Origin of the sequence: Aeromonas sp. 600527 (genome assembly GCF_049175415.1) — a bacterium.
Taxonomy (GTDB): domain Bacteria; phylum Pseudomonadota; class Gammaproteobacteria; order Enterobacterales; family Aeromonadaceae; genus Aeromonas; species Aeromonas veronii_A.
Window position 1 is genome coordinate 160699 of record NZ_JAAKVA010000001.1, and the last position, 22345, is coordinate 183043.

Annotated in this window: 23 protein-coding genes; 10 read left to right on the forward strand and 13 right to left on the reverse strand. The window is 47.8% G+C overall.

Translation table 11 applies throughout. From position 1 onward, the window contains the following. Window positions 1-84: 84 nt before the first annotated feature. Window positions 85-1029 carry a 23S rRNA pseudouridine(955/2504/2580) synthase RluC gene (rluC, locus tag G5154_RS00725; RefSeq protein WP_005351815.1) on the forward strand — a complete coding sequence of 315 codons (945 nt, stop codon included), beginning with the start codon at window positions 85-87 and terminating at the stop codon, window positions 1027-1029. Then, a complete protein-coding gene (locus G5154_RS00730; protein WP_421243562.1) occupies window positions 1029-1691 on the forward strand; it encodes an HAD-IA family hydrolase in 663 nt (220 codons plus the stop codon). The genes rluC and G5154_RS00730 overlap by 1 nt, the downstream gene beginning before the upstream one ends. A gap of 100 nt (window positions 1692-1791) precedes the next feature. On the opposite strand, the gene G5154_RS00735 is transcribed toward G5154_RS00730, so the two are convergent. From G5154_RS00735 to G5154_RS00765, 7 genes are all read right to left on the reverse strand, one after another. Further along, window positions 1792-2373, reverse strand: a complete 582-nt coding sequence (locus G5154_RS00735; RefSeq protein WP_421243563.1) for a Maf family protein — start codon at window positions 2371-2373, stop codon at window positions 1792-1794. A 40-nt stretch (window positions 2374-2413) separates the two neighbouring features. Further along, window positions 2414-3691: an Arm DNA-binding domain-containing protein gene (locus G5154_RS00740; RefSeq protein ID WP_421263806.1), complete on the reverse strand. Its 1278-nt coding sequence runs from the start codon at window positions 3689-3691 to the stop codon at window positions 2414-2416. 142 nt (window positions 3692-3833) lie between these two features. Continuing rightward, a complete protein-coding gene (locus G5154_RS00745) occupies window positions 3834-4241 on the reverse strand; it encodes a hypothetical protein (protein WP_421263807.1) in 408 nt (135 codons plus the stop codon). 632 nt (window positions 4242-4873) lie between these two features. Then, on the reverse strand, window positions 4874-5932 hold the full coding sequence (locus tag G5154_RS00750) for a RecT family recombinase (protein WP_421263808.1): 1059 nt from the start codon (window positions 5930-5932) through the stop codon (window positions 4874-4876). 173 nt (window positions 5933-6105) lie between these two features. Further along, window positions 6106-7356, reverse strand: coding sequence for a PD-(D/E)XK nuclease-like domain-containing protein (locus G5154_RS00755; protein WP_421263809.1), 1251 nt, complete (start codon window positions 7354-7356; stop codon window positions 6106-6108). Window positions 7357-7649: 293 nt separating this feature from the next. After that, window positions 7650-8147: a hypothetical protein gene (locus tag G5154_RS00760; RefSeq protein ID WP_421263810.1), complete on the reverse strand. Its 498-nt coding sequence runs from the start codon at window positions 8145-8147 to the stop codon at window positions 7650-7652. Beyond that, entirely contained in the window at window positions 8144-8428 is a 285-nt protein-coding gene (locus G5154_RS00765; protein WP_421263811.1) for a helix-turn-helix domain-containing protein, read from the reverse strand. Before G5154_RS00765 ends, G5154_RS00760 begins: the two co-directional genes overlap by 4 nt. A 285-nt stretch (window positions 8429-8713) precedes the next feature. Here G5154_RS00765 and G5154_RS00770 point away from each other — a divergent pair, with 285 nt between their 5' ends. Continuing rightward, window positions 8714-9634, forward strand: a complete 921-nt coding sequence (locus G5154_RS00770) for an EcsC family protein (protein ID WP_228023513.1) — start codon at window positions 8714-8716, stop codon at window positions 9632-9634. A 996-nt stretch (window positions 9635-10630) separates the two neighbouring features. On the opposite strand, the gene G5154_RS00775 is transcribed toward G5154_RS00770, so the two are convergent. Beyond that, window positions 10631-11341, reverse strand: coding sequence for a helix-turn-helix domain-containing protein (locus G5154_RS00775; RefSeq protein WP_421263812.1), 711 nt, complete (start codon window positions 11339-11341; stop codon window positions 10631-10633). 34 nt (window positions 11342-11375) lie between these two features. Between G5154_RS00775 and G5154_RS00780 the strand changes: the two genes are divergently transcribed. The 5 genes from G5154_RS00780 to G5154_RS00800 all read left to right on the forward strand — a co-directional run bounded on the left by G5154_RS00780 (window position 11376) and on the right by G5154_RS00800 (window position 13659). Continuing rightward, a complete protein-coding gene (locus G5154_RS00780) occupies window positions 11376-11594 on the forward strand; it encodes a hypothetical protein (protein WP_139476950.1) in 219 nt (72 codons plus the stop codon). Between the two features lie 33 nt (window positions 11595-11627). Next, a complete protein-coding gene (locus G5154_RS00785) occupies window positions 11628-12026 on the forward strand; it encodes a hypothetical protein (RefSeq protein WP_267511777.1) in 399 nt (132 codons plus the stop codon). Between the two features lie 4 nt (window positions 12027-12030). Beyond that, on the forward strand, window positions 12031-12252 hold the full coding sequence (locus G5154_RS00790) for a hypothetical protein (protein ID WP_069529464.1): 222 nt from the start codon (window positions 12031-12033) through the stop codon (window positions 12250-12252). Between the two features lie 173 nt (window positions 12253-12425). Continuing rightward, entirely contained in the window at window positions 12426-13187 is a 762-nt protein-coding gene (locus tag G5154_RS00795) for a helix-turn-helix domain-containing protein (protein ID WP_421263813.1), read from the forward strand. A gap of 37 nt (window positions 13188-13224) precedes the next feature. Next, window positions 13225-13659, forward strand: a complete 435-nt coding sequence (locus G5154_RS00800; protein ID WP_421263814.1) for a hypothetical protein — start codon at window positions 13225-13227, stop codon at window positions 13657-13659. A gap of 384 nt (window positions 13660-14043) precedes the next feature. Here G5154_RS00800 and G5154_RS00805 read toward each other — a convergent pair whose 3' ends face one another. The 3 genes from G5154_RS00805 to G5154_RS00815 form a co-directional block, all read right to left on the reverse strand. Then, complete coding sequence (locus G5154_RS00805) at window positions 14044-17421, reverse strand: tetratricopeptide repeat protein (protein WP_421263815.1); 3378 nt, start codon at window positions 17419-17421, stop codon at window positions 14044-14046. 18 nt (window positions 17422-17439) lie between these two features. Further along, a complete protein-coding gene (gene gapS6a / locus G5154_RS00810; protein WP_421263816.1) occupies window positions 17440-17772 on the reverse strand; it encodes a GapS6a family protein in 333 nt (110 codons plus the stop codon). 194 nt (window positions 17773-17966) lie between these two features. Beyond that, a complete protein-coding gene (locus G5154_RS00815) occupies window positions 17967-18362 on the reverse strand; it encodes a hypothetical protein (RefSeq protein ID WP_421263817.1) in 396 nt (131 codons plus the stop codon). 354 nt (window positions 18363-18716) lie between these two features. Between G5154_RS00815 and G5154_RS00820 the strand changes: the two genes are divergently transcribed. Both G5154_RS00820 and G5154_RS00825 read left to right on the forward strand, forming a co-directional pair. Continuing rightward, window positions 18717-19007, forward strand: a complete 291-nt coding sequence (locus G5154_RS00820; RefSeq protein ID WP_421263818.1) for a hypothetical protein — start codon at window positions 18717-18719, stop codon at window positions 19005-19007. A 75-nt stretch (window positions 19008-19082) separates the two neighbouring features. Then, complete coding sequence (locus G5154_RS00825) at window positions 19083-19451, forward strand: hypothetical protein (RefSeq protein WP_421263819.1); 369 nt, start codon at window positions 19083-19085, stop codon at window positions 19449-19451. A 14-nt stretch (window positions 19452-19465) separates the two neighbouring features. On the opposite strand, the gene G5154_RS00830 is transcribed toward G5154_RS00825, so the two are convergent. Both G5154_RS00830 and G5154_RS00835 read right to left on the reverse strand, forming a co-directional pair. After that, on the reverse strand, window positions 19466-20410 hold the full coding sequence (locus tag G5154_RS00830; RefSeq protein WP_421263820.1) for an HNH endonuclease: 945 nt from the start codon (window positions 20408-20410) through the stop codon (window positions 19466-19468). A gap of 550 nt (window positions 20411-20960) precedes the next feature. Then, window positions 20961-22226, reverse strand: coding sequence for a hypothetical protein (locus tag G5154_RS00835; protein ID WP_421263821.1), 1266 nt, complete (start codon window positions 22224-22226; stop codon window positions 20961-20963). Window positions 22227-22345 lie beyond the last annotated feature (119 nt).

Here is a 22345-nt window from a genome sequence, read left to right on the forward strand (position 1 = left end):
CCATTTAAACCTCTTTTATAGCAAGGCGCCATTTTTCAACAAACCATGCAGCCAAGGGGCGCTGGCAGTGTTAAAATCCGCGCCATGACACAGATACAACAACAAGTGCAGCTGCTCACCATCGAAGCTGAGCATGACGGGCAGCGCATCGACAATTTTCTCAAGACTCAGCTAAAGGGCGTCCCCAAGAGCCTGATCTATCGCATCCTTCGCAAAGGCGAAGTGCGGGTAAACAAAAAGCGCATCAAACCGGAGTACAAACTCTGCGCAGGTGACGAGGTGCGGGTTCCTCCCGTGCGCGTTGCCGAGAAGAATGAGCTGCCTTCGGCAAACCTCGGGGTTATCCAGCGTCTGGAGAGCCAGATCCTGTTCGAAGACGATGCCATGATCGTGCTGAACAAGCCCTCCGGCATGGCCGTACACGGTGGCAGCGGCCTGAGCTTTGGCGTTATTGAGGGGCTGCGAGCCCTGCGTCCAGAAGCCCGTTTCCTCGAGCTGGTGCACCGCCTTGACCGCGACACCTCCGGCGTGCTGCTGGTCGCCAAAAAGCGCAGCGCCCTGCGTAGCCTGCATGAGCAGTTGCGCGTCAAGACCATGCGCAAGCAGTATCTGGCGCTGGTGCGCGGCAAGTGGCAGGCCCATGTAAAAGTGGTCAACGCACCGCTGCGCAAGAATGATCTGCAATCCGGTGAACGGGTGGTGCGGGTCAGTGCCGATGGCAAGCCCTCCGAAACTAGGTTCCGTATCGTGCGTCAATTTGCCGAAGCGACCCTGGTCGAGTGCAGCCCCATTACTGGCCGTACCCACCAGATCCGCGTGCACACCCTGCATGCCGGTCACCCGATCGCCTGTGACGATAAGTACGGTGAAGCGGCGTTTGACGAGAAAATGCGCAGCCAAGGGCTAAAACGGCTCTTTTTGCATGCCTGGAAGCTCAGCTTCACCCATCCGGCCGATGGTCGCGAGATGCAGGTCGAAGCGCCGTTGGCACCTGAGCTCGACAACTTCCTCAACGGCTTGCCACGCTGATGCAGGATATCCGGCTCGCCATTTTCGATTGGGATGGTACCCTGATGGATTCGGTGGGCCGGATTGTGGCCTGTGTGCAGGGGGCCGCCAGAGATTGTGAGCTAGCGGTTCCTGCTCCAGCCCAGATCCGGCAGATCATCGGGTTGAGCCTCGATGTCGCCATGTCCCGTCTGTTCCCCTTATGCAGTGACAGTGGCGCTACCAGAGATGAGCGCCAGATTGCCGCACTCATCAATCGCTATCGTCATCACTATCTGCACGACGCTACCCCCAGCCCGCTGTTTGCCGGGGCAGGGGAGTTGCTACATGACTGGCAGTCACGGGGACTGCAACTTGCTGTCGCTACCGGGAAATCGCGCCGTGGGCTGGATCGGGTATTGGATGAGACCGGGCTGCACCCGTTATTTGTGACCAGTCGTGGGGCCGATGAGGCTCGCTCCAAGCCTGATCCGCTGATGCTTGAGCAGATCCTGGACGAGCTGGGGCTGTCACCCCGGCAGGCCGTAATGATCGGCGACTCTGTTCACGATATGGCGATGGCCGAGGCAATTGCCATGCCGCGTATTGGCGTTACTTGGGGTGTAGATAGTAGTGATGCTCTCAGTCGTCACGAACCTGTAGCGGTGGTGGACTCCATGACGGCTCTTCGCGGGCTGTTGTAGACGCTTCTCTTTAAGAGACATCAATCTGATTGATATAAAAAGCCCGGTCTATTGATCGGGCTTTTTATATCCTCGATCTAGCTTATCTATTCGCCCGCAATCAGGGCAGGGCAATACCGTGGCGCTCCAGCAGTTCGATCAGGCCGATCAGTGGCAGACCGATCAAGGCGTTAGGATCGCGCCCCTCCAGCCCCTTGAACAGCACGATGCCCATACCTTCACATTTGAAGCTGCCAGCACAATCTAGTGGCAATTCTGCCTCTACATAGCGGCGAATGGCGGCTTCATCGAGGTTGCGAAAATGGACAGTGAAGGGTTCCACCAGTTGATGAGCCTCATTGGTTGCGGCATTCACTACGCACAGGCCTGTGTAGAAGGTGACACTGCGCCCCTGGGCCGCCATCAGCTGGGCGATGGCATTGTCGATGGTACCCGGTTTGCCGAGGATGTGACCATCGCATACACACACCTGATCAGAGCCGATAATCAAGCCGTGATCACGTTGCCCGGCGATGGCATCAGCCTTGGCATGGGCCAGCCTAGCCACCAGCGCCTCGGCAGATTCGCCAGCCACTGGTCGCTCATCCACATCGGGGGCGGCACATTCAAAGGGGAGTCCGAGCTTCTCCAGCAAGGCTTTGCGATAGCGAGAAGTTGAGGCGAGGATCAGATTCTGTGGCATAATTCAGTACCGATATTGAAATTCTTTTAATATTAACATGTTACGCTTTCGAGATAATCGCTTGGGGCGTAGTTGGGGCAAAAAGTCCTTTTGACTGCATCTGTTCCCAGATTCTTTGTGCCTCAGGCTTACTCGCCGAGTCGAGCCATTTACCATAAACCCGCTGTAACATCTCAAGGTTTTTATGGCCCATTTGGCTTGCTATATATGCAAGGTTTCCATGGGATGTCAGGTTCCAAGATGCGTAAGTATGGCGGAGTTGGTAAAACCGTCGATAGCGTACACCAGACACTCTGATCAGCCTTCTCCACATCTTGCTGATCGCCGTGGTGCTATAGAACTTCTCCACAGGTTCACGGTGTGCTGGGTCTGACGGGCAAAAAACGGGTCGCAGCAAGAAGGTCTCCCAACCATCATCCACATCAACTTTTACTTCATAAGCCGGCATCATAAAGGTCAATTGTTTTTGCGACCTAAGTGCGTCGATCACTGGCGGTTGTAAATCAACAATCCTGGTGTCTCCAGTTTTGGGCAGTTTGAAGTACGTGGCGGCTTCATCCGCATTTCTTCGAATCAACATTTGGCCTTGCTGCAAATCGATATCCTCCCAAGCAAGGGCGCGTAGCTCACCAGTTCGAAGACCGGTGTAAACTGCGAGAGTGATGATATTACGCTGTTGTTGGTCTTTGCAGGCTTTTAGCAGTCGCTGAAATTCATCAAATTCAAACGGATCAGCGCTGCTTCCTTTCCCCACTGGTACATATTGAAATTGGCCCGATAACGTTGAGCCTTCTTTACCGAAGCCATTTCTTTCGCACCAGGCAATCATTTGTCGGAACCGTGCCATGCACAAGTTCACGGTCCTGGGTTTATACGTCGTATTCAGGGTGTTTCTTAGCATCTGCAAGTCGAGGGGGAGGAGGCTTGCTAATTTTCTGTCTGGTCCCAGGATCTTGATGCAAGTTTTGAGACTGAAGGGATACGAGGCTTGTGTAGTCGGTTTAAGACTTGGGCCATGTAGCGCCCAGTATTTTTCGTATGCCTCCCACAGGGTCGGGTTTTCCTGTACTCGCTCAAAGCGTGATATCGCTTTGCTATCAGGGAAATGTTTGGCGTAGTTAAAGGTATTTGTTGCGATCTCATACTGAATACTCGCCAGCTTTTTCTCCGCAAATTTAATATTGGCCTTGGTAATGGGGAGGTGTAGCACCTCCCTGCAACGTACCCCTTTGTAGGTGAAGTTCAGTCGCAGCTTTTTGCCATGAACTTCTATGCCTCTGGTCTTAATTGCTAATACCCCAGGTGCGACTCTACCCATTTATCGTACTCCACAACGTTATATCTAACTTGTTGGTCAGGGCCATAACACCAAATACGCCCTTCAGGCCATTCACCTTTCAGGCGTCGCCCCTCAGCGGCTTTTTCAGTCATGCCAGTCAGTTCAGCGAATAATTTTGGCCTCACCCACTTGGCGCATGGGTAGACGAATTGCTGCATGGTTTGGTCCTCGCTGTCAGTATTTTCACGAGCCGGTGACGCCCGAGTTTGTTGTAGTAGAAGGTCTGCACTTGCTTGCGTGAGTGAACCGCTTGGTCAAGGCGGTATTCTCCAAGTTCAGGGATCTTCAGATTGTGTTGGTTGGCCAGCCTGCCGATGGCTTGGGCGCTCACCCCCAGTTCTTTGCCAAGCGCTGTCGCACTCCAGAGTTGGCCGCTAATCGTGGGCGCTTCGATAGGCAGATCGAAGTGGGCCAGGATACGGCCGATCTCTGCGAGCTTTGCTGAGCGGGAAAGAGTAGGGGAGATAACGGTGTTTACCAGGTCGTCCAGCAGCCGGCTGTCTTGGTCGATCAGTTGTAGTTGATGCATGGCGTGGCCCTCCTGCTAGGAGGATGGGGCGCCGGTTGGAGTGATGGAAGAGCCGCTATTGGGCCGACTTCTCCTCGTAACGGTTCATGGTTATTTCACATCCCTCATGCTGATCTGGATCCCGACATATGGGCACTGGGTTCGGTACACATATCGGCTGTTCTCCTTCTCGATGCTTTTACAGCGAAATGCTGGACGAGGATCGACGCGAGTGACCGACGAGCCCGCTGTCTGGCGGGCCTTCAGTTGGTCTATCTGGTGGAGTGCTCGCTCAAGAGCCAGCAGTTTGTTGAGGTCTGTATGCATTGCCTGGCTCCTCATTGTCGTGGTTTGAGAGGCGTTGGTTTCACCTGCAGCTCGTGGAGCTTCTTAGCCGCGGCTTCGGCCTGCTGCAGATCGCAGATGGTTCCACCGGGCAGGACGAACTTACCGGGGAGCCTGGGGTGAGGCATGACTACGCCCAGCCCCATGACTACTGCACCGCAGTAGGGGCTTTCGAATGTCTTCATGTATAACCTCTGACTTATCCACCGTTTCTGTGAGACGAGCAGTGGATGGTTTGGGGGTATCAGGCTGTAGCCCTTAGTGGCTCTACTGTAGAGCCCGGCTGAACCCGACTTTCGATATCGGGGTTAGGCAGCTCGTTTTTTATCGAGGCCCAGGCGGGCGAGGTTTTTGTGGTAAATCTCATTGGCTTGGGATTTCTGCTCTTCAGTGAGCTTTTTCCCAAGCAGGGAGATTTCGTCCAAGGCCGCCCGCAGTTCTTTAGCCGATTCGGAGATATCGAGTTTGAACAGGGCTTCCGCCAGTTGATCGGCGATCTCCGGGTCAACCACAGCTGTTTCCGGAAGGGGCTCCACGTGTTCTTCTGTGGGGATTATCTGTTCCACTTCTCCTTCGATAACACTGCCGGCTTTGGCTTGCTCCTGCTGCTTGGCGCGCATGGCAGCTGCTCTTTCTGCCAGCTTGTCGGTCGCCGATTTATTGCCATCGTCAGGGCCTTGAGGGGTGAAGTCTGGGTTGATTTCACGCTCCTCCAGCTCATCTACCGAGTAGACGCCCATGATAACGTCCGGGGTATGGAGGCGAGCCCAGCGTTTCACTCCCAGATAAGCCAATTGCTGCTTCGGGTCATCTGCCCAGAGTGTTGAGTTGCGGGTTCTTGCTTGCTGCAGGAGTAACTCGAGCGTGCGAACCTCACCGCTAGTGAGGGTTGCACGGATTCTCACGCCACAGCCTTTCTCGTCTGCAAAGGTCCAGTCTGGTGAACGGTACGTTGCGCCTTTTTTTGCCGGGTCTTTGCTCGGGACCTCTTTGAACTTACCGAGAACCTGCTCCCACGGTCCAAAAAACTCATAGTCAAAGCGTCCCTTGATCACCCCTGAGTTGACGACAACGGCGTTGACGAGCTGTGCTTCATATCCCAGGGTACCTCCCACAAGGTGGGTCTTTTGGGCAACGGGGAAAGGGTTCATACCCCACTGCAGCGCTTGCAGGCAGATGGCAAAGCAGTCCGCATGGTTGCCCTGCAGGTGTTGGGGAATGGTCGCTTTGCCGCTTGCCATCAGTGCCGCGAGCTTATCGACACTTGCCATGAAGTCGGCATTCATCATGAGGTTCAGTATGTTGGCCTGGCCCCGTTCGTTAGCCAGCACAGGGGCGGTGGTCTGAGTCGATACAGTGGTTTGCATATCGAGGTTCCTTAAAAGAGGTTTGCGGGAAGCTCTTCAGCCGGTTCCTGGACTTCAACCAGAGTGGGGATGAAGGGCTCTTCAAGGTTGATGCGATGGCGCTCTGCAGCGGCTTGATACGGCGGTACCGCGATTTCCCCCATACCATCGTGGCCCGGGTAGTAGTCGAGTTCTCACCAGGTGATGATGTTGCGCAGGGCCATGTCTCGCAGTTCGAGGCCACGGCGCCGGTCCTCTTGGCCGTAGTAGTAGACGCCGACCATGATGGGCTTGTAGACGTCCTGGCCCAGTGGTCCATCTTTCTCAACCGCGATGAAGACGAGGGTTGCCGGATGACCGGTTACCGCTTCATACCCGTCGGTGTAGTGGCCATCCTGTATGTGGTAGTTGTGGGCTGAAGCGTCGCGCGCAAAACCAGCGGCGCTGGCGCTGCGGACGAATTTCAGGTCAACCAACACATGGTCTGGCCGCTTCCAGTCGGGCCGGCACTTCAGCAGTTCCCCCGTCTCTGGGTGGCGCCAGTAGATGCTGGTCTCCGCCTCACCTTCATCGAGCAATACCGCGGCCTCAGGGTGATTAAGCACCGCTTCACGGTATCGCAGGGCATGGATGTACTCGTTGTGGGTGATGATCTTCCGGTCACCAGCTGCTTCACGGAACTGCTCCTTCAGCTCATCCAGGAATTTGGCTGCCGGGTTAAAACTGCGGATCCGCTCTGCCATTTCCGCCTTGGTACCGCTCAAGGGGAGAGGGTCTGGCAGGGTGCTAATATGCTTGGCTCGCTCCAGCTCTTTGGGGCCAATCTGGGCGTAGCTTTCCAGCACAGCCTGGTAACTACCTTTGGTCTTGAGTGGCTTAGGCAAGCTGTCGTTATAGGCCCTAACACATGCTCTCAGGGCTGTTGCGGTTCGCTTGTCATCTTCCCCGAGAGTTTGGAACTCATCGGACAGTTGGCAGTAAGCCACTTCTGCATCAGCAAGGCTCGTTCCCAGTTCAACAGGGGGGGTTAGCTGCCGGTTGTATGCCTCGATAGCATCGACCAGCTCTTGTTGGTCTGGGCGCTTCTCAAGGGATGCGTTGTAGGCTTCTATGGCGGCTTTCATCTGCTCAGCACCAGCGTAAGCGTCCTCTGGCCACTGCGGCTCGATGGCGTACTCGCTTTCAAAGTCAGCAAACTCAAGCACGATCTTGTGCAGGATTTTCCCTTCCCGGAACGGGATGGTCTCTTTCTGGGGATTGCCGTCGATCTTGTAGTAGCGATAGTGCTGGCCGGAGAGTAACGCCAGGTCTAAGGCGCTTTTGGAGATCCCCGTCCCAGCGTGGTAAGCCTCGCTGGGGATGCCTCTATAAATGCCCGGCTCCGTTGGTTCGAATGGTGTGATAACCACTTCAGCAACAGCGGTTTTATCTTGGATGCATTCCATGTAGATTGGTCCTCATCTGGAAATATTCATTGGGGGCGTTAACCTGTTCGGTTTAACGCATCAGTGTTTGGATGGGGGCAATGATGGATTGGTTTAAAGTGACCACAAACAGCACCAGCCAAGAGATACATGAACAGATTGTTCAATGGGATTGGCAGTTAATGGAGCAGGGTATTTCTGGCCAAGTAGTACTGTCTGCGCTGAGCAACGACCATCAGCGAGTTACGTATTTCCTTTCTAAAGAGTTCGCCCCAATGATTCAGGGGCAGGGGTTTGAACTATGTAAAAGGCCCTTAAAATCCACCGAAAAGTCGCTCAAGCTCATCATCGGGGATCCCATGCCCTTTAATTCGAGCGAGTAATCCCCTGATCGCATCGAAGCGAGGGGTGAAGTAGTTTCTGACGTAGTTAAATTCAGTGGTTCCATCGCCATCGATGAAGCCATCGCTGTAGATATTGATGACTCTCCCGTCACGGCTCCTTACTTGAAATACCAGAAGAGGTTGGTTTTCTTCGGATAGAGCTGTCTGTTCAGCAGTGGTGGGAGCGATGAAGAGGCAATAGCCGTGCATGGTGATTTCCGTCCCGCCGGAGCTCCTTACAAAGTCAGCGGCTTCGTTACCAATGAGGCCATCGTCCAGGGCTTGGGCTACCTCTCGAAGAGCTTGAGCTATTTCGGGAACGAATCGGCGATCGCCAATAAAATCGTTGTGCATGTGGATGGATACCACTCTGCGTTGGACTGCGATGCTCTCGATTTGATGAGGGCTGCTGGAGCCAAGAACCTTCATTTCGATGCCTCCAATTTAACGGGCTCATTCCCCTGGCCGGTGACCAGCCAGATGAAGTGGGTTGAGAGTTCGGGGTGTTGTGCGATCAACAGCAGGGCACCGCCACCAATCTCCCGGTAGTTCAGTTCGTAGTTCTTCAGAGTGGTGGGGGGGATCCCCAGCAAGTCCGCGAACTTGGGGCGGCTCAGGCCCATGCTCTCACGCAACTTGCGAAGTCGTTGTCTGCATGCGTCATTGAGCCTGGGGATGGTCAGGTTGCAGTGTGTAGTTTGTATTTTCATGGTCGCTTCCTTCTGTTGATAAAAGTAAAACCCCAGCACGATGGCTGGGGGAGAGGGTAAAAGGTGTCTTTTGTGGTGGTGAAAATGTTCGTTTGCCAATCACGTCATGTCTGCAGAGTGTTACTTACTTGATATCTCATACTTGCGTATTTAATGGGTAAGTTTTAACGCATACGCTTATTGATTGGATTGTTTTTATTAAATATTATTCCCGCTGATAAATTAATACCGTTGCAAGTCCATGCAAAACACTAAGTAAATTTGAACTTTTCAAGGGAAATGAACATGTTATCAGATTACGAAAGAAGTGCGCTGTTACAGATTCATGCGTGGAAAAATCCACAGCCTACCTTTTTTGATAAGGCGTTGAGTTATGTTAATACGCCTTTAGAATTCGTAGGTAAATATATTCCGGTTCCATTTGAGCAAACATCTGCAGCATTCGTTGATGCATGCACTAAGTCTATGAATGGTATTGTGAACTTGGTGAATGATGGTTCGCAGTGGTCAGTCAGGCCAAATGCAATTTTTGAAGAACTTTCAGAAGTTTCCAAGCAGAAGATTTCTAGTGTTGAACAGATAGCTTTGTTGGATCTTCACTTAATCGATAAATCTATTGGTTGGCTTGATACAAAATATGAAGGCATTGCTCTGGTTGAGGGGGCTGTAGCCGGAGGTGCATCTGTAATCAATCCCCTTGTTGCACTTGCCACGATCCCTACTGACCTTGTTGCGTTAACCGCTTTGAACCTCCGTGCAATCGGTGAATATGGTACTTATTGTGGTTTTGATATGACATCGCAAGAAGAGCGCCTGTTTGCTTTGAACGTGTTGGCATTGGCCTCAAGTTATAGCGACCGTAGTAAACAGGTTGCTCTCGCTCATCTTGTGAAAATTGCGAAAGATGTAGCGATGAAGAAAACTTGGGAGCAACTCAATGAACACTTGTTTGTACGTGCAGTACAGTCGATTGCAGAATCTCTTAGTATTAACCTAACTAAGGCAAAGCTTGCCAACTTCATTCCTGCTGCTGGTGCGGTTATGAGTGGTGGATTTAATGCTTACTATACTGACAAGGTGTGTAAGTCTGCATTTTATCTCTATCGGGAGCGGTTTCTCGCACTTAAGTACGGACCAGACATCATTGAAGTCACTGTCCAGCCGGCCAAGAGCGACGAATGGGGTGCTGACGAAGTAACTTGTTAGGTGTTTCATTTAATTATCTATGTAGTCTCCATTTTTGCTGCCATCTTATGATGGCCTGAGTAGTTGAAAGCAATCCATAAGGAGCTTATGAATAGCTCCTTATGGAAATTGCTCTTTGTGAAATCCTATCACCTTCCAGCCCCACATTCCGGTTCGAACGGTTGTGTGGGGATCTGCCGGGCCAGCAAATTTCGAGTGGTGACAGCCCTTACCTGGTTGTTAAAGAGCCCGCTTGGCCGAATTTGGCGTGAGCGAAGCCAAAGCATCCTTGCGGTGCTTGGAAAAGAGGCTTTGGCTATGGCGCTATGAGGGAAGCGCCAACCCCGGGATCAGACGGAATCGCGGAGGTACTGCATGCGCATGTTCCGCAACATTCTGTGGCTTTGTGGTATACGGCTTAGGCGCTCATTTGCGATGGCGAGTTTTTCTGCAAGCTTCTGGCGACGGATGTCGTCAGCAATCTCGATAACTCGGCGGTGGAGGCGTGCTCGGCGGGCTTTGTTACCGCTTACATGGTCGGCGATAGTGGCAGATAATGAAGTCTGCACTTTTGGCGGCCCTGGAAAAAATGCGCTTGGTCATGGTACATTTACTCCCATTGGCGAGTAGGTCCTCGCTAATTCCCGCTAGCTTTGGCTGGTCGGGGTCCTGATTGCTGGGGTTGGTCCCCCGGCACTCCGATTGAGGGTTGGTCCCCTCAGTCCTTCAAAGCCCGCCCTGCGCGGGCTTTGTCGTTCTTACGCGCTGGTCAGGCGCTTCACTTCTGCCCTGGTTAGGGGCGGGTCCTGATTGCTGTTTTTGATCCTGTTGAACTACCTACATTTGTCTTGATGGAGTTGCCTCCAAGCATCGAGGGTTGTAGTTAGTTGCTAATTGAGAACGAATTCATTGTTGCCAAAAGGAAACTGAATGTCAACATAGATGCTTAAAGGATTTTGTGAATATCAGAAAATAAAAAACCCGCTGATAGCGGGCCTATGGGAAGGAGAGTTAGAGTTACCTGCGGATTTCGACCACTTTACCAATTGTGATCACCTCTTGAGCGGTCAGGCTGCCAGCTCTTGGGTCATCGACACCATACCGCCAACAATCCAAACCCTTGATGGCGCGTAACAGCCTGAATTGGTGGCTAGAAGCGAGCTGTACGAGCATTATCGCATTGTGTTCAGGCGTTCGATCTCCCAAGTCTATCAAGCATATAACGCCACTTATAATCCCAGACTCTTTAAGCTGATCATCGTCACTTTCAAGAGCAAAGATATGCCCATCACGCTCAGTAGCAAGTGCTCTACCGGTATCAGAATGAGGCCATGCATCGCAGACAGGGTTGTTCTGAAGGTCAGTCATTCGCCATATCGGGACCATACCAGGGCCAGCCTCAATATCACGAATGAGGCTGTCTGCTGATCGTCCTAAGAAGAGCCAAACGGGATCAATCTTCAACACTTTGCCTACGGACATAAGGCTACTTGCCCTGATCTCTCGACCAGGTTCGCTCAGCATACGGCTGATAACTGCCTTGCTAATACCCGTTTTTCGGCTGAGTTCGGCAGCGTTAACGTTCATTTCTTTCATGCGCGCCTCTAAGCGCTCTGCAAAATTCTTCATTACTTCACCGAAGTTGCCTTTATGCACCAAGTCTAACGTGACCGCGATTGCCAAAGGGTTTAAGTTTCTTGACTTAAAGTTGCTTTTTGGCAACAGCATGATCTGACAATGCCCTAACCATGAGGGTCCGTAGATGCGTGTTGAAGATGTAAAGAGGTTCTTTGGTAGTGCAGCAAAAGCCAGCAAGGCTATCGATATCGATCGATGCAACCTTTCCAAATGGAAAAAAGCTAACAATGGGATAGTTCCCGCTAACCATGCGGTGAGCTTTGTGATCGCTAGTGGACATCAACTTGAAATGGGTTGGGAAGATTACCCGCTGGGACACTCTTTATCTCAGAAAGCCGCCTGACTATCGACGTACCACAACGAGAGGGCATACAGCATGGGAAGAGAAGCACTTCCTGATCACCAAAAGCTCGACACGCTATCGCCTTTAAGGACACGTGCTACACCAGCCCAGCGCCATATGTGGCGAGAGGTCGGTGCCGAGTTCGGCATGACTGAGACTGCATTTGCCCGCACTTCATTGCTGATCCTGCTCAACTCCATATCTAAATATGAGCCGCAGATCCTGGCTAGGGCCGTGAAAAGGGCGAACCTGGCTCTTATCGAGCAGGGGTACCCGCCGGTCACAGTTGAGGAGATCTTGAAGGGGGAGGGGTTACCTGAACGCGGCCTGCTCACGTTTACATCTGAAGATGAGGCCGTTTACGAAGAAGAGCGGCGCAAGACGCCGGTACAGAAGCTGATTGGACTAATCAATGTTGTTTTAGGGAGATAACACCATGTCTACCGTAGCAAGACTGACACGCCCGGCCCCGAAGCATGTGGATGAGCGTGACAACATCATCCTCAAATCCGTCATGCACGAATTGGCGCTATTTCTGGAGGATGACTCGTCGATCACCATTGCGCAGGCTGCTGGTACAGACAGGACTGCTTTGCGCCTGTCGCGTCAGCTAATGGCTTACCAGGTTGAACGTGCGGAGAAGCAAGGTAGCGCATAACTCTCAACTGTTGCCCAGCTGACCACTGGGCATTTTTTAAATCAGGACCCGACCATGACCAAGTCAATCAAAGCCCTTGGGGGCTCACTATTACCTAAATTTGCGTCCATTTTCGGCTGTGTAGTGCAGTTAGTCCTCTATCGGGAAAGCAAGACACATCGGAGGGCTGAGCTATGAGCATGCTGCTGATGGTCAAAGCGATGAACATCAAAGTGGGTAACCCGCTGCGTAAACTGGTGCTTATCAAATTGGCGGACAACGCCAGTGACACCGGCGAGTGCTGGCCTTCGCATCAACATATCGCTGATCAATGTGAGATTTCGCGCCGCTCAGTGATCAGTCATATCGATGCGCTCTGTGCGGCGGGCCTTTTGATTAAGGAAGCCAGAAGAGGCCCCAATGGGAAGAGGTCAAATGTCTACATGCTGACACTTAATGGTGAATCTCCTGCACATCCAGATGTGCAAGAGATGCACATAGCATGTGCAGGAGTTGCACAGACTCATAGTGCAGGAGCTGCACATAGAATCAGTCACTCTTTAGATCCTGTCATTGATCCAAAGATCCCCCCTATATCCCCCCAGGGGGAGCGCGCAGCCGAAAGCTCAGCTCTACGACGAGGAACTCGTTTGCCGAATGACTGGTTTCTACCTGCAGAGTGGGGGAGGTGGGCCAGCCAAGAAACCGGATGGCCACGAGAGCGGATCCTCCTCGAGGCCGCTACGTTTGCTGACTACTGGCAGTCACTGCCTGGGGCCAAAGCAACCAAGCTGGATTGGGAGAAAACATGGCGAAACTGGGTTCGCCGGGCTGCCAGCTCGTTTAGGACAGCAGCACAGCGCAAGCCATTGGCAAACCTGCAGGCGGCCCAGAACGCAGCACAGGCACTCAGAGAGTCGGGGAGGGGGGTCTATGACGACAACACACCCCTCTAACGTGGCAGCACTGCCTGGGATGCAGGAACGGCCATTGGTGAGCGACCGTATGGCGACGTTTATGGCTGAGGAGCTGTTGCCGATGATGGCTGGTAGCTGGCCGGTGAGTGCGAACTACCTGGATGCCAATGCCCGCGGCGTAGTGTTGGCTTGGGGCGGTGTGTTGCGTGGGTTCACTCCCGCCCAGATCAGGGAGGTTGTGCTGGACATGGCTGCTGACATCGAGCGCCAGTTTGCACCGCGCCCAGCAGAAGTGAGGGCAGAGATATTACGGCGCTTGCCTCCTGAGCCACGCCAGCTCCTGTTCTCCATCGGGGCATGCGAGATGGAGGCGACCGTTATCGTGCTGAAGCGTGACGGCGAGGTTACTCGCGATGCAGTGAAGACTGAGATGGAGCGGATTATCACCGAACGCCGAGATCGTGGTTATACCATCACGGGGGGGATTCAGGGATGTTCAACCAAGATGTGATTGCCGCGGTCAAGGCTGCGAAATTCTGCAGGCTGGTGGTCTACCCGGCTGTTCGGGGCTGGAGTGGGGAGAGGGTGCAACTGGAGGTGGCAGATGAGCTTTCGGCGTTGGGACACACGGATTACCTACGCGGGGCAGGGCACTGGCTTGTGATCGATATGATGGCTGAAGAAGTCGCGGAGGAAGCAAGAGGGTTGAGAGGGGCGTCAGTGCAGGTGATTAGAGGTGGAATAATCAAGGGTTGCCGGCCCCAAGAGGGTTGCTCTGGTGGGGGAGGGTAGAGATACCCGACACCGTCCTGATGGTTGGTGTCAGGTGGTCACTGGACTCACAAATAGCTATAATTGAAGATTAATTTAATATAAAGGTTTCTGGATGTGCATTTTATTTCTTTGATAGCTTTATCTCTATTGTCTTTTTTATTTCACCGAAATCAAGAAAATGTCCAGATATAAAATTTGATGAAAGTAAGTTAAAGTTGTCAATGTAATTTTTTAACATGTACCTAGGGAATGCCATATATAATTTAGAGGTCTTTTCTAGCAAGTTACCCCACAGGTGGCATAATTTTTCCTCAGCAGTTAGTTGCGATTGGACTTTCATGATTGAATATGAGCACGCATTGAATAAGTGTTCGACTTCAGTGTTACATGATGGATTATAGGTCTTTCCACCATATTCTAAAGTGTTGTATATAGATGCATTTGCAAGAGGTGAATTAAGCATGGTAAATAATATTCCGCTAGCATGCTCTAAATCTTGAAATTTTCCTGCATACTTAACAAGTAGTGATGAGCATAGCTTTACATTGTCTGGATCTTTGCTATGAGCCAAAAAGAAAAGGTCTGTGAAATCTATAGCTACAGGAAAATTGAAATGAAGATTATATCTTAAAGCCTTAATCTTATCCTTAGTAGGTGTTTCATTATTTATTTGTTCTATAAACATCTCAGCATCAATAAAGGATGTGCACAATCCAGGTATTAAATGTTTTATGTTGAAATCGACTGTGAAATAAGGGGTTTTATTCGCTATCGCAACCCTTAAAGTGGAATAAGTGCTGCAATCAGTTATGTCTTTCAATTCAAATATTGATTTTGGCGTGTCAATTAAAGTTGGCTCTATTATCCTTGATGAAGACAAGAGATCTTTTAAGTTTTTTCTGATGTCTTTCGTGAATTTTTGTATGTCGTTTGAGTTTGTTCTTATGAGTTGGCCATTATCAATTCCAATTCGGAGGTAGGATGGGTCTTCAACTTCATTAAACCATTGTTCTATAACATATTTTGTTTCTTTTGTTATGTATGTCGCAATATTTTTTTTCTGCAAGCCTAGACTGTAGCCAGTGATTGACAAATATAGCAAGCCAAATATGTCAAGTAGTACGCACTCTATTTCTTTTATCCCGTCATGTTGAAAATTGATATTGCTGTTCGATATTTCATTTTCAAAGAGATATATGATAGCGTTTATTAAGTTTGAATTCCTTGTTCTTTGGATGAAATATGGTCTAAATTGAAGAGGGATTTTAGCGTGTTCTTCATCGATAGCTTCCTCATGATTTGGTGTTAGTATTGCTAGCTCTTGCTTTAGTCTATCAATGAATTCATCATGATTTTCTGGTACTTGTATTGACTTTAATGGCATGCTTTCATTTGGGGTACTCTCCACTAAGCTCAATGCATAATGAAAGCAAGCGATATTGATTGGTTTGATTTCTTTTAGCGTTATATGATTGAGTTGAAATGTTTTCGTTTGCCCGACATCCATCTCTAATAAAAATTCACCAAAAGAACTACTTTCATCTATAAAATGCTCTCGATGCGGGACTTGATTATTTACAATAATCCTTGAGATTTCTTTTCCATCAATAATGTATGAAACTGCTTTGATACAGTACTTTGAAGATGTCTCAGTATTTATATTTACCGTCTTGTTTTTAAGCGTGTTAAAGTGCAATTTGACAATATCTGAAGCATATCGTTCCGGGTTTAAAATGAAAATATCATTGCATATGTTCTCTGCTAGATTAAAATCAATATACCGCATGATTTGTTCCAGCAGGATAAAGGTTAACGGTTCTGGATTTTCGAATATAGTGTTAGGTATCCTAGATACAATTTCATTCATTTTCTCTGATGAACTACCACTTTTTATATGAACCTCAATCAGTTTTATCCATTTCCCAGGGGATCGGCCATCAATTTTTAATGCCTCTTCGATTGCCAGAATGCATTTTGGATAATCTCTAGATTCGTTAAGATACGCAGCATAAGACATCCACTGATGGTCACTCCATGCATTAACTGGCACAAGGTGTAATGCATGGTGAAGTGTTTCCCATCGCTCTGAACTAATCAGAGCTTTCAAATAAATGAGGTATAAAACTGTTGGTGCCGGTTCCTCACTGTTTATCAGGCTATCAAGGAATGTACATGCTTCATCTGATAGACCTATTGCAATCAACTTCTCTGATAAATCAGCAATTATTGGGGGGTTAAGAGAGCGAACCTTAGTTTTATATGACTCAAAAAATAAAGCGACTAATGATTTCAATTCAAGACATTTACTTACATCTCTAATTTGGAAAATTAACTCAGCACGCAAAATTATTGTCTGTATAAGGCCAGTAAATTCGTCATCTGAATTTACTTGTATGTTAGAGTTAAGGGCTGCAACCTTTGTTTTATTATTAATTCGTTTTGGTGTTTTTATGTCTTGATAAAGTGAGTGAAACTGTTTGTCAGTTATGTTTTTACTTAAAAGAGATGGAGGTTCTTGTTGCACTTCATGTTCTGAAATTGATTCTAGAAGAGGGGTGTTTGAGCATTGCGAAATGACAGCCTTTATTTCATCCCTATGCTTCTCATATAATTCATTTAGCGCCCCATCCTCATGATTACTCAAGTAAATTGTGTTGTTTAATGCAAGTAGCAAAAATTTTGACTGCAATGGTTCATCACTTTTAAATATGGACTTTATTAATTTAACGTTACCATTGATGTCATTGTAAACAGTTCTTGATGCAGACCATATGTGAGTAAAGTCTGTTAGATGAGAGATTTTTAGTGATTGAAAGTAAGCTTTATATATTTTTGCTAGAGTTGATGGATAACTATCTAATAGCTTGGTTGAATATTCAAATGCGGCTTCAAAATTATTTGCTCGAGCTTGACCATGCATTAGGCCAATTAACTCTTCTTCACTAAGAAAAATAAAATCTCTTTTATATGTTGACGATATAGTTTGTTCATTTGCTATGAACTGATAGTAGAGTGCATTAGTATATTGTAATTTTGGAGAAGAATTATATATCTGTAAAGCTTCTGTAAAATTTGTTTTTGCACTAGCCTGACAGTCTGAGTCTGAGTCTGAGTCTGAGTCTGAGTCTGAGTTTATAATTACATGTAAAATCCAAATAGAAAATACAATATCTATAAGTTCAGCGTTTATAGTGGTGTTTCGAGTTAGACTTATAACGCTATCTTGAGGGAATTTTTTATCTTCGCTACTTGTAATTATATTTATTTTGTACTCTAGTATGTCGAGTAAATACCTAACCTCATTACTTAGAACATGTGTCTCTCTCAGTGAGTTTATTGTCTGTATTGCTATTGATGTTTTCATGTGACGAATATCATGTAGAATTCGTCTTGTTAAATCTATGACGCTATCTATTTGCAGGCCAGAAAAAGTTGTGTACTTATCTCCGTTTACGATATCACCGTTACCTGAGTGGATATTATGAGTGTTACTTTTCATTTCTGGCCTTTCCTAAGCTTATTTTTGGTTGATTATTTTATTTCCATTTACTATGTCGCCAGTCCCACTGTGATAGTTATGATAGGAGTTTGACTCTTGAGTAGACCTGATCGTTTTGATGATATCTAATGTTTGTTGTGACGACTCTAAGAAGTCTTGTATTGCTTCCCTCCTCAGTGAGCTGATGTCATGATCTGATTCTTTTAGTTTATTTGCTAGTGATTCAGCAGTGTTATCATCAACAATCCAATCTTTAAGAGTTTCCTTTATAAACTCACCAGTTATAATTGTTCCTTTTTTTAACGTGTCATAGAGAATACCTGAAAGTATGGTACTGGTCAGAAATGTCATGTTGCTTAGTTCCTAGTATTGTTCGCGTTTGAGGGTTAAATATATTGGCTCTGTGTTTCTATCTTGTATAATTTAAGCGTTGCTATTATTATAACTCCTTGGTTAATGTTTCCTATATGGCTTTTTTTTACCCATTTTAGCGGCCGAAAAGTTCATCATCTAGCGGCCTGTTATGGCATAGAATAGTAGTTACATTACTCGTACTGAATAGTGTTATTCCTCCAGTCAAGTCCATCCCCAATAGCGTCGAAGGTGTTCTTGAGCGCTAAAGCATGAGTCTCACCTCTTCCATGTATGCCGCAGTCTTGGCACTCACAGAGGTAGAAGGTGTCGCTGATTTTGTAGGTATTCAGCTCAGGAAGGCCGCACTGAGGACATTCTTCAGTTAGAAGAAAAGATTTGGCCTTAGTATCTAACCAAGCCTTCATGATTACAGCGTTGATTTCTGAGCGAGCCTTGTTGGTTGTCGCTCTCAGCCGATCCTCTTGAATACGCACTTCCTGAGCCAGTCGGGGGTTGAACTCTCCGTTTACCCAGTTAGCCGGGTTCTCTTCCGGAAAATCCTCAAAATACTCTGACCATTCACCCATTGGGTTCTCCTTGTCGGTTGTTTGCATCGAGTCCATCTGATGCTGTTGTGGTGGGGGAGGGCTCACTGAGCGTTGCGTTGGCTACCGCCCCTAGGTTACAGCCCCCAGATTGCTGCTTTTGACCGGTTGTCTGACGGTATTGAAGTTCACCATCGAAAGGCCCTGTGTGAGACATAGGCACCAGTCGAATAGCTTACCAATCGAAACTCGGTATGTTGAGCGATTTATCCGCTAACTCTGTGATATCAGACATGTTTTTGATGCAAATCAGGAATTAATCAATAGTGGGTTATTTATTAATTAACGATGTGTTAGAACCAGCGGTATCCATAAGAGAACTAGATAGGATGGGTTGTGAAACGCATACTGTTACTGGCTCTGTTGAGCATCGGATTTGCCGCCAGCGCCAAGGAGCAAGTGCCTGATGCGAGGCTTGTAGATGAGCAGGTGAAGCAGCAGATTATCCAAGAGTCCATCGACAGCTACCCCGGGAACTGTCCGTGCCCATACAACTTGGCCAGGAATGGCAGCCGTTGTGGCAAACGCAGCGCGTGGAGCAGGGCAGGTGGCTATGCGCCGATCTGCTACAAGGAAGAGATAACGGACGAGATGGTCAGCGAATGGCGGGGTAGGGCAGACAATTAGGAAAGAGAGAAAAACTGCTATATAACATACAGGTATTCTATTGGAACTTTAGTTGAGTGCTTTCGGGAGACAAGGATGTCAACAGAAGAACTCTTTGAAGAGGTCGCAGCCTGGGCGCTGCAGCAAGACCGGTTCATCACCAGCCTGCAGTTGTGTGACCAGTTCAATGTATCTATGCCAGTTTCAGGACGGCTTCTCCGCAAGCTAATTACCCACCCGCGGATGACCTCAGAGTTCAAGCGGGAGAAGTGTATTATCAGTGATGGGCAAGCCATGACCATGCTGATGGTTCGGGTGATAAAGATCGCCAGGGTGCCCATGGGGCCTCCTAAGCCGGCCAAGCTCCCCAAGCCACCCAAACCCAAAGTCGTAGTGATTCCTCAGCCTAAAGATGAAGTTGTGGTCAAAAAGCTGAGGAAACTGGTAGCAAATATGCCGCGGTGAGGGATTATTTCCCATTACTCCGAGGTCGGTGCAGACCGATATATTTCGCTTCTGTGATAAGCGAGATACTCTCTCTGTTTGGGTTTGAAGGGGCCGACGTTTATTGGCAGCTCAACACCCCACTGCTGCAGGGCCCGCTCGATGGTGGGTTCGGCACACAGCAAGCTGCCGGCATCAGTGAAGGTAATCCAACCACGATCGAATAACTTATCGATGTGAGGGGAGAGCAGCAGGCCGTTGTTCCCATCTAGCCGTTCTTCGTTGTTCGCGCACTTGGACCATGGCTTGATGTGGCTGGCAATCAGCAGGGCTTTATTAGTGACTCCGGTAACTCTACAAGCTGGCTCGACCTTCTCCAGGTTTGCACGGAAAAGACCTTGGCCACGGCGCGATTTGACGAGCTGCTGCTTCTCTGTTGCGTCCAGGGCCGAGGCCTGGATGTCCGCCTCGATTGCATCACCTTCCAGTTCGGCCTGATGCTGCTCGATGTCATCAGCAAAAGATGGATTCAATCCCTTGGCCAATGAGAGCACCAGGTTGCCGAGTGCTTCGCTTATGCTCGCCAGATAGCAACCTTGGTTACCGTTGCCACTGGCTTGCAAGGGCGAATTCTTTGAAGGGAGGAGGGGAGCGATCAACTCCAAGTGGTCCTTCGGTCTGATAGGCTGTTCCAATAACTCCCAGTCGATTGGTACTTCCCAGCCTGTATCTGACCACGAATCTCCGGCGTTACCGAATTCAGAGGGCTTCTTAGCCTCCAGGGAAGGGGCAGTCACCAGGCCAATTGCCTTGATAAGCCTGCCGGCATAGGAGATAACAACATCACCTGGCCGGGTCAGCGTGAGGTTGATATAGGTCTGGTTCTTCGAGCCATTACGGTTCATTTTGGGCGACCAGATATAGCCGCCCCTGACTTCAGCACTGTACGTTTGTTTATGGTTTACCCACCAGAATTTCACTATATATCCTTCTTATACTGGTTCATTACTGGGAATATCATTATTTTTTCATTCTGACTTTGTTGTACTCTGCCACAAGTAGTTTTGCATTGTCATTTTGATGCATCCACAGGACTTGAAATATAATCATAGGAAGAATGCATATTAGAAAAAGTAAGTCACTCTCTTTCTTTATTTGGATTAATGGCCCAGCTACATACCATATGAAATAGGTAAGGCAAACAAGAGCGTAAACCACAAAGTATGACTGTGATTTCATTGATTGATAGTTTATTGCCGCTAGGTTATACCTGTTTGATTTTATATATCTAGCCTGCTTCAGTCGGACTCCTCTAATCATCTTTTTTGCTCTACCTTTAAATACTGGGATCGCCTTATTCTTGAAGAATGCTATGAGCTTAGGCAAGATGTGAAAGAGTAAAACAAAGAAGGTTCCAGTGAACCACCAAGCCGGATTTCTCAAATTAAGTAATATTTCTTCCATTGCGAACCCTTAATTTAAATTTTATGTCATCAGTTCATGGGGCAGATTTTATTTGGGCATTTAACATTAATTATGGTGTTTTTCTTCAGCCCTGATAACAGTAGTTGTCAAAATGAATATGCCATTTTCATTAAGGTTTAACTTATCATCAGCTTTGGTATGATTGTAAAAATCGTTATGGTTGTCCTCATTTGTTGAGGTATATAGAAATTCTTCTACAAGGGCCAATACATTTGAAAGTGTCATGTTTTTATTTTTTGATTCCAAGTCATTAATTACTGATATGGCAATATCAATAATAGTCTTATGAAGAGTTAATATTTCAACTAAAGTTGGATTTTTGTCTTCGAACATCCGTTCTATAAATGATTGCAGTGCATATAAAACATAGGGTCGACCATAATTTAATTCAAAAAAAACAATTTCTGCAAGATGCATGATTTTTTCATGATTTGATTTTATATGGTACAGCAGTGCCGTTGATGATCTGTGTCTTGAGGAACAATATTTTGCCAATATCGTAGGTGATGGTGATTCTTTTGATAATTTTACTGTAGTATTTATTAAATCGTCCCAGCCTGAGTTTTGATTTACAATTTTAGCATTTGAATCAAAGGTACGACCAATCTCTATTCCGTTTATTTTACTGCCCTGGTATAAGTTGGCGAGTAAGTTACCTAGTGTTGTCGAACATGACGTATCTTTCTCTGCTTCCCCACACATCCAACGTGAATCCCATACTTTATTATGAGTTGGAGCACATGCACCAAACCAACCAAGAGATAAAACATTTTTGTTTTGAGAATGAACGTCTACAGAGTTTAATAATGTAGCATTGTTCGCTGGCTTCTTGACAAGATCAAATTTTTGCCACTGAGATAATAATTTAAATTCTTTATCCGTACTATTACCTTGGCGAATAGGGCTAATAGGTACTTTTGGTATTAGCTTGTTAGTACTGCGTTTGGCTTGAAAAAAAAGCGCCCTGTCATTTGTATTTCCGTAAGAAATTATTTCTCCTTTTTCATCGAGTGAGCCCCAACCATCTCGATATATAAACAATGCATCAGCTAGTTCACCATGGGTGATAACTTTATTTTCATCAAGGTATCTTGTATACGGCTGTTTATCAATGTAACTCAACTCAACAGTGACAGCTTTAGTTAAGCGGTGGTTGGTTGGAACGCTTTGGTATATGATTTTCGCCAATCCATCCACAAAATCCGTTGAAAATAATCGTGATAGCTGTGCTAACTCTCCGTTTCCTGATGTTGATGTCATAGTTTCATATTGTTTTTCTATCAGTTCATCAATTTCTTCAGAGATGGGCATATATCTAACTCCTTGTTTATATAGCTCTAATTTTTTGAAGTGCTTCTATTTGTTTTGACTTTATTAATGTCTGACTCTCGAAGCTCCATAGTAAAAAAAATGGCTGCTGCTCTTGGTTA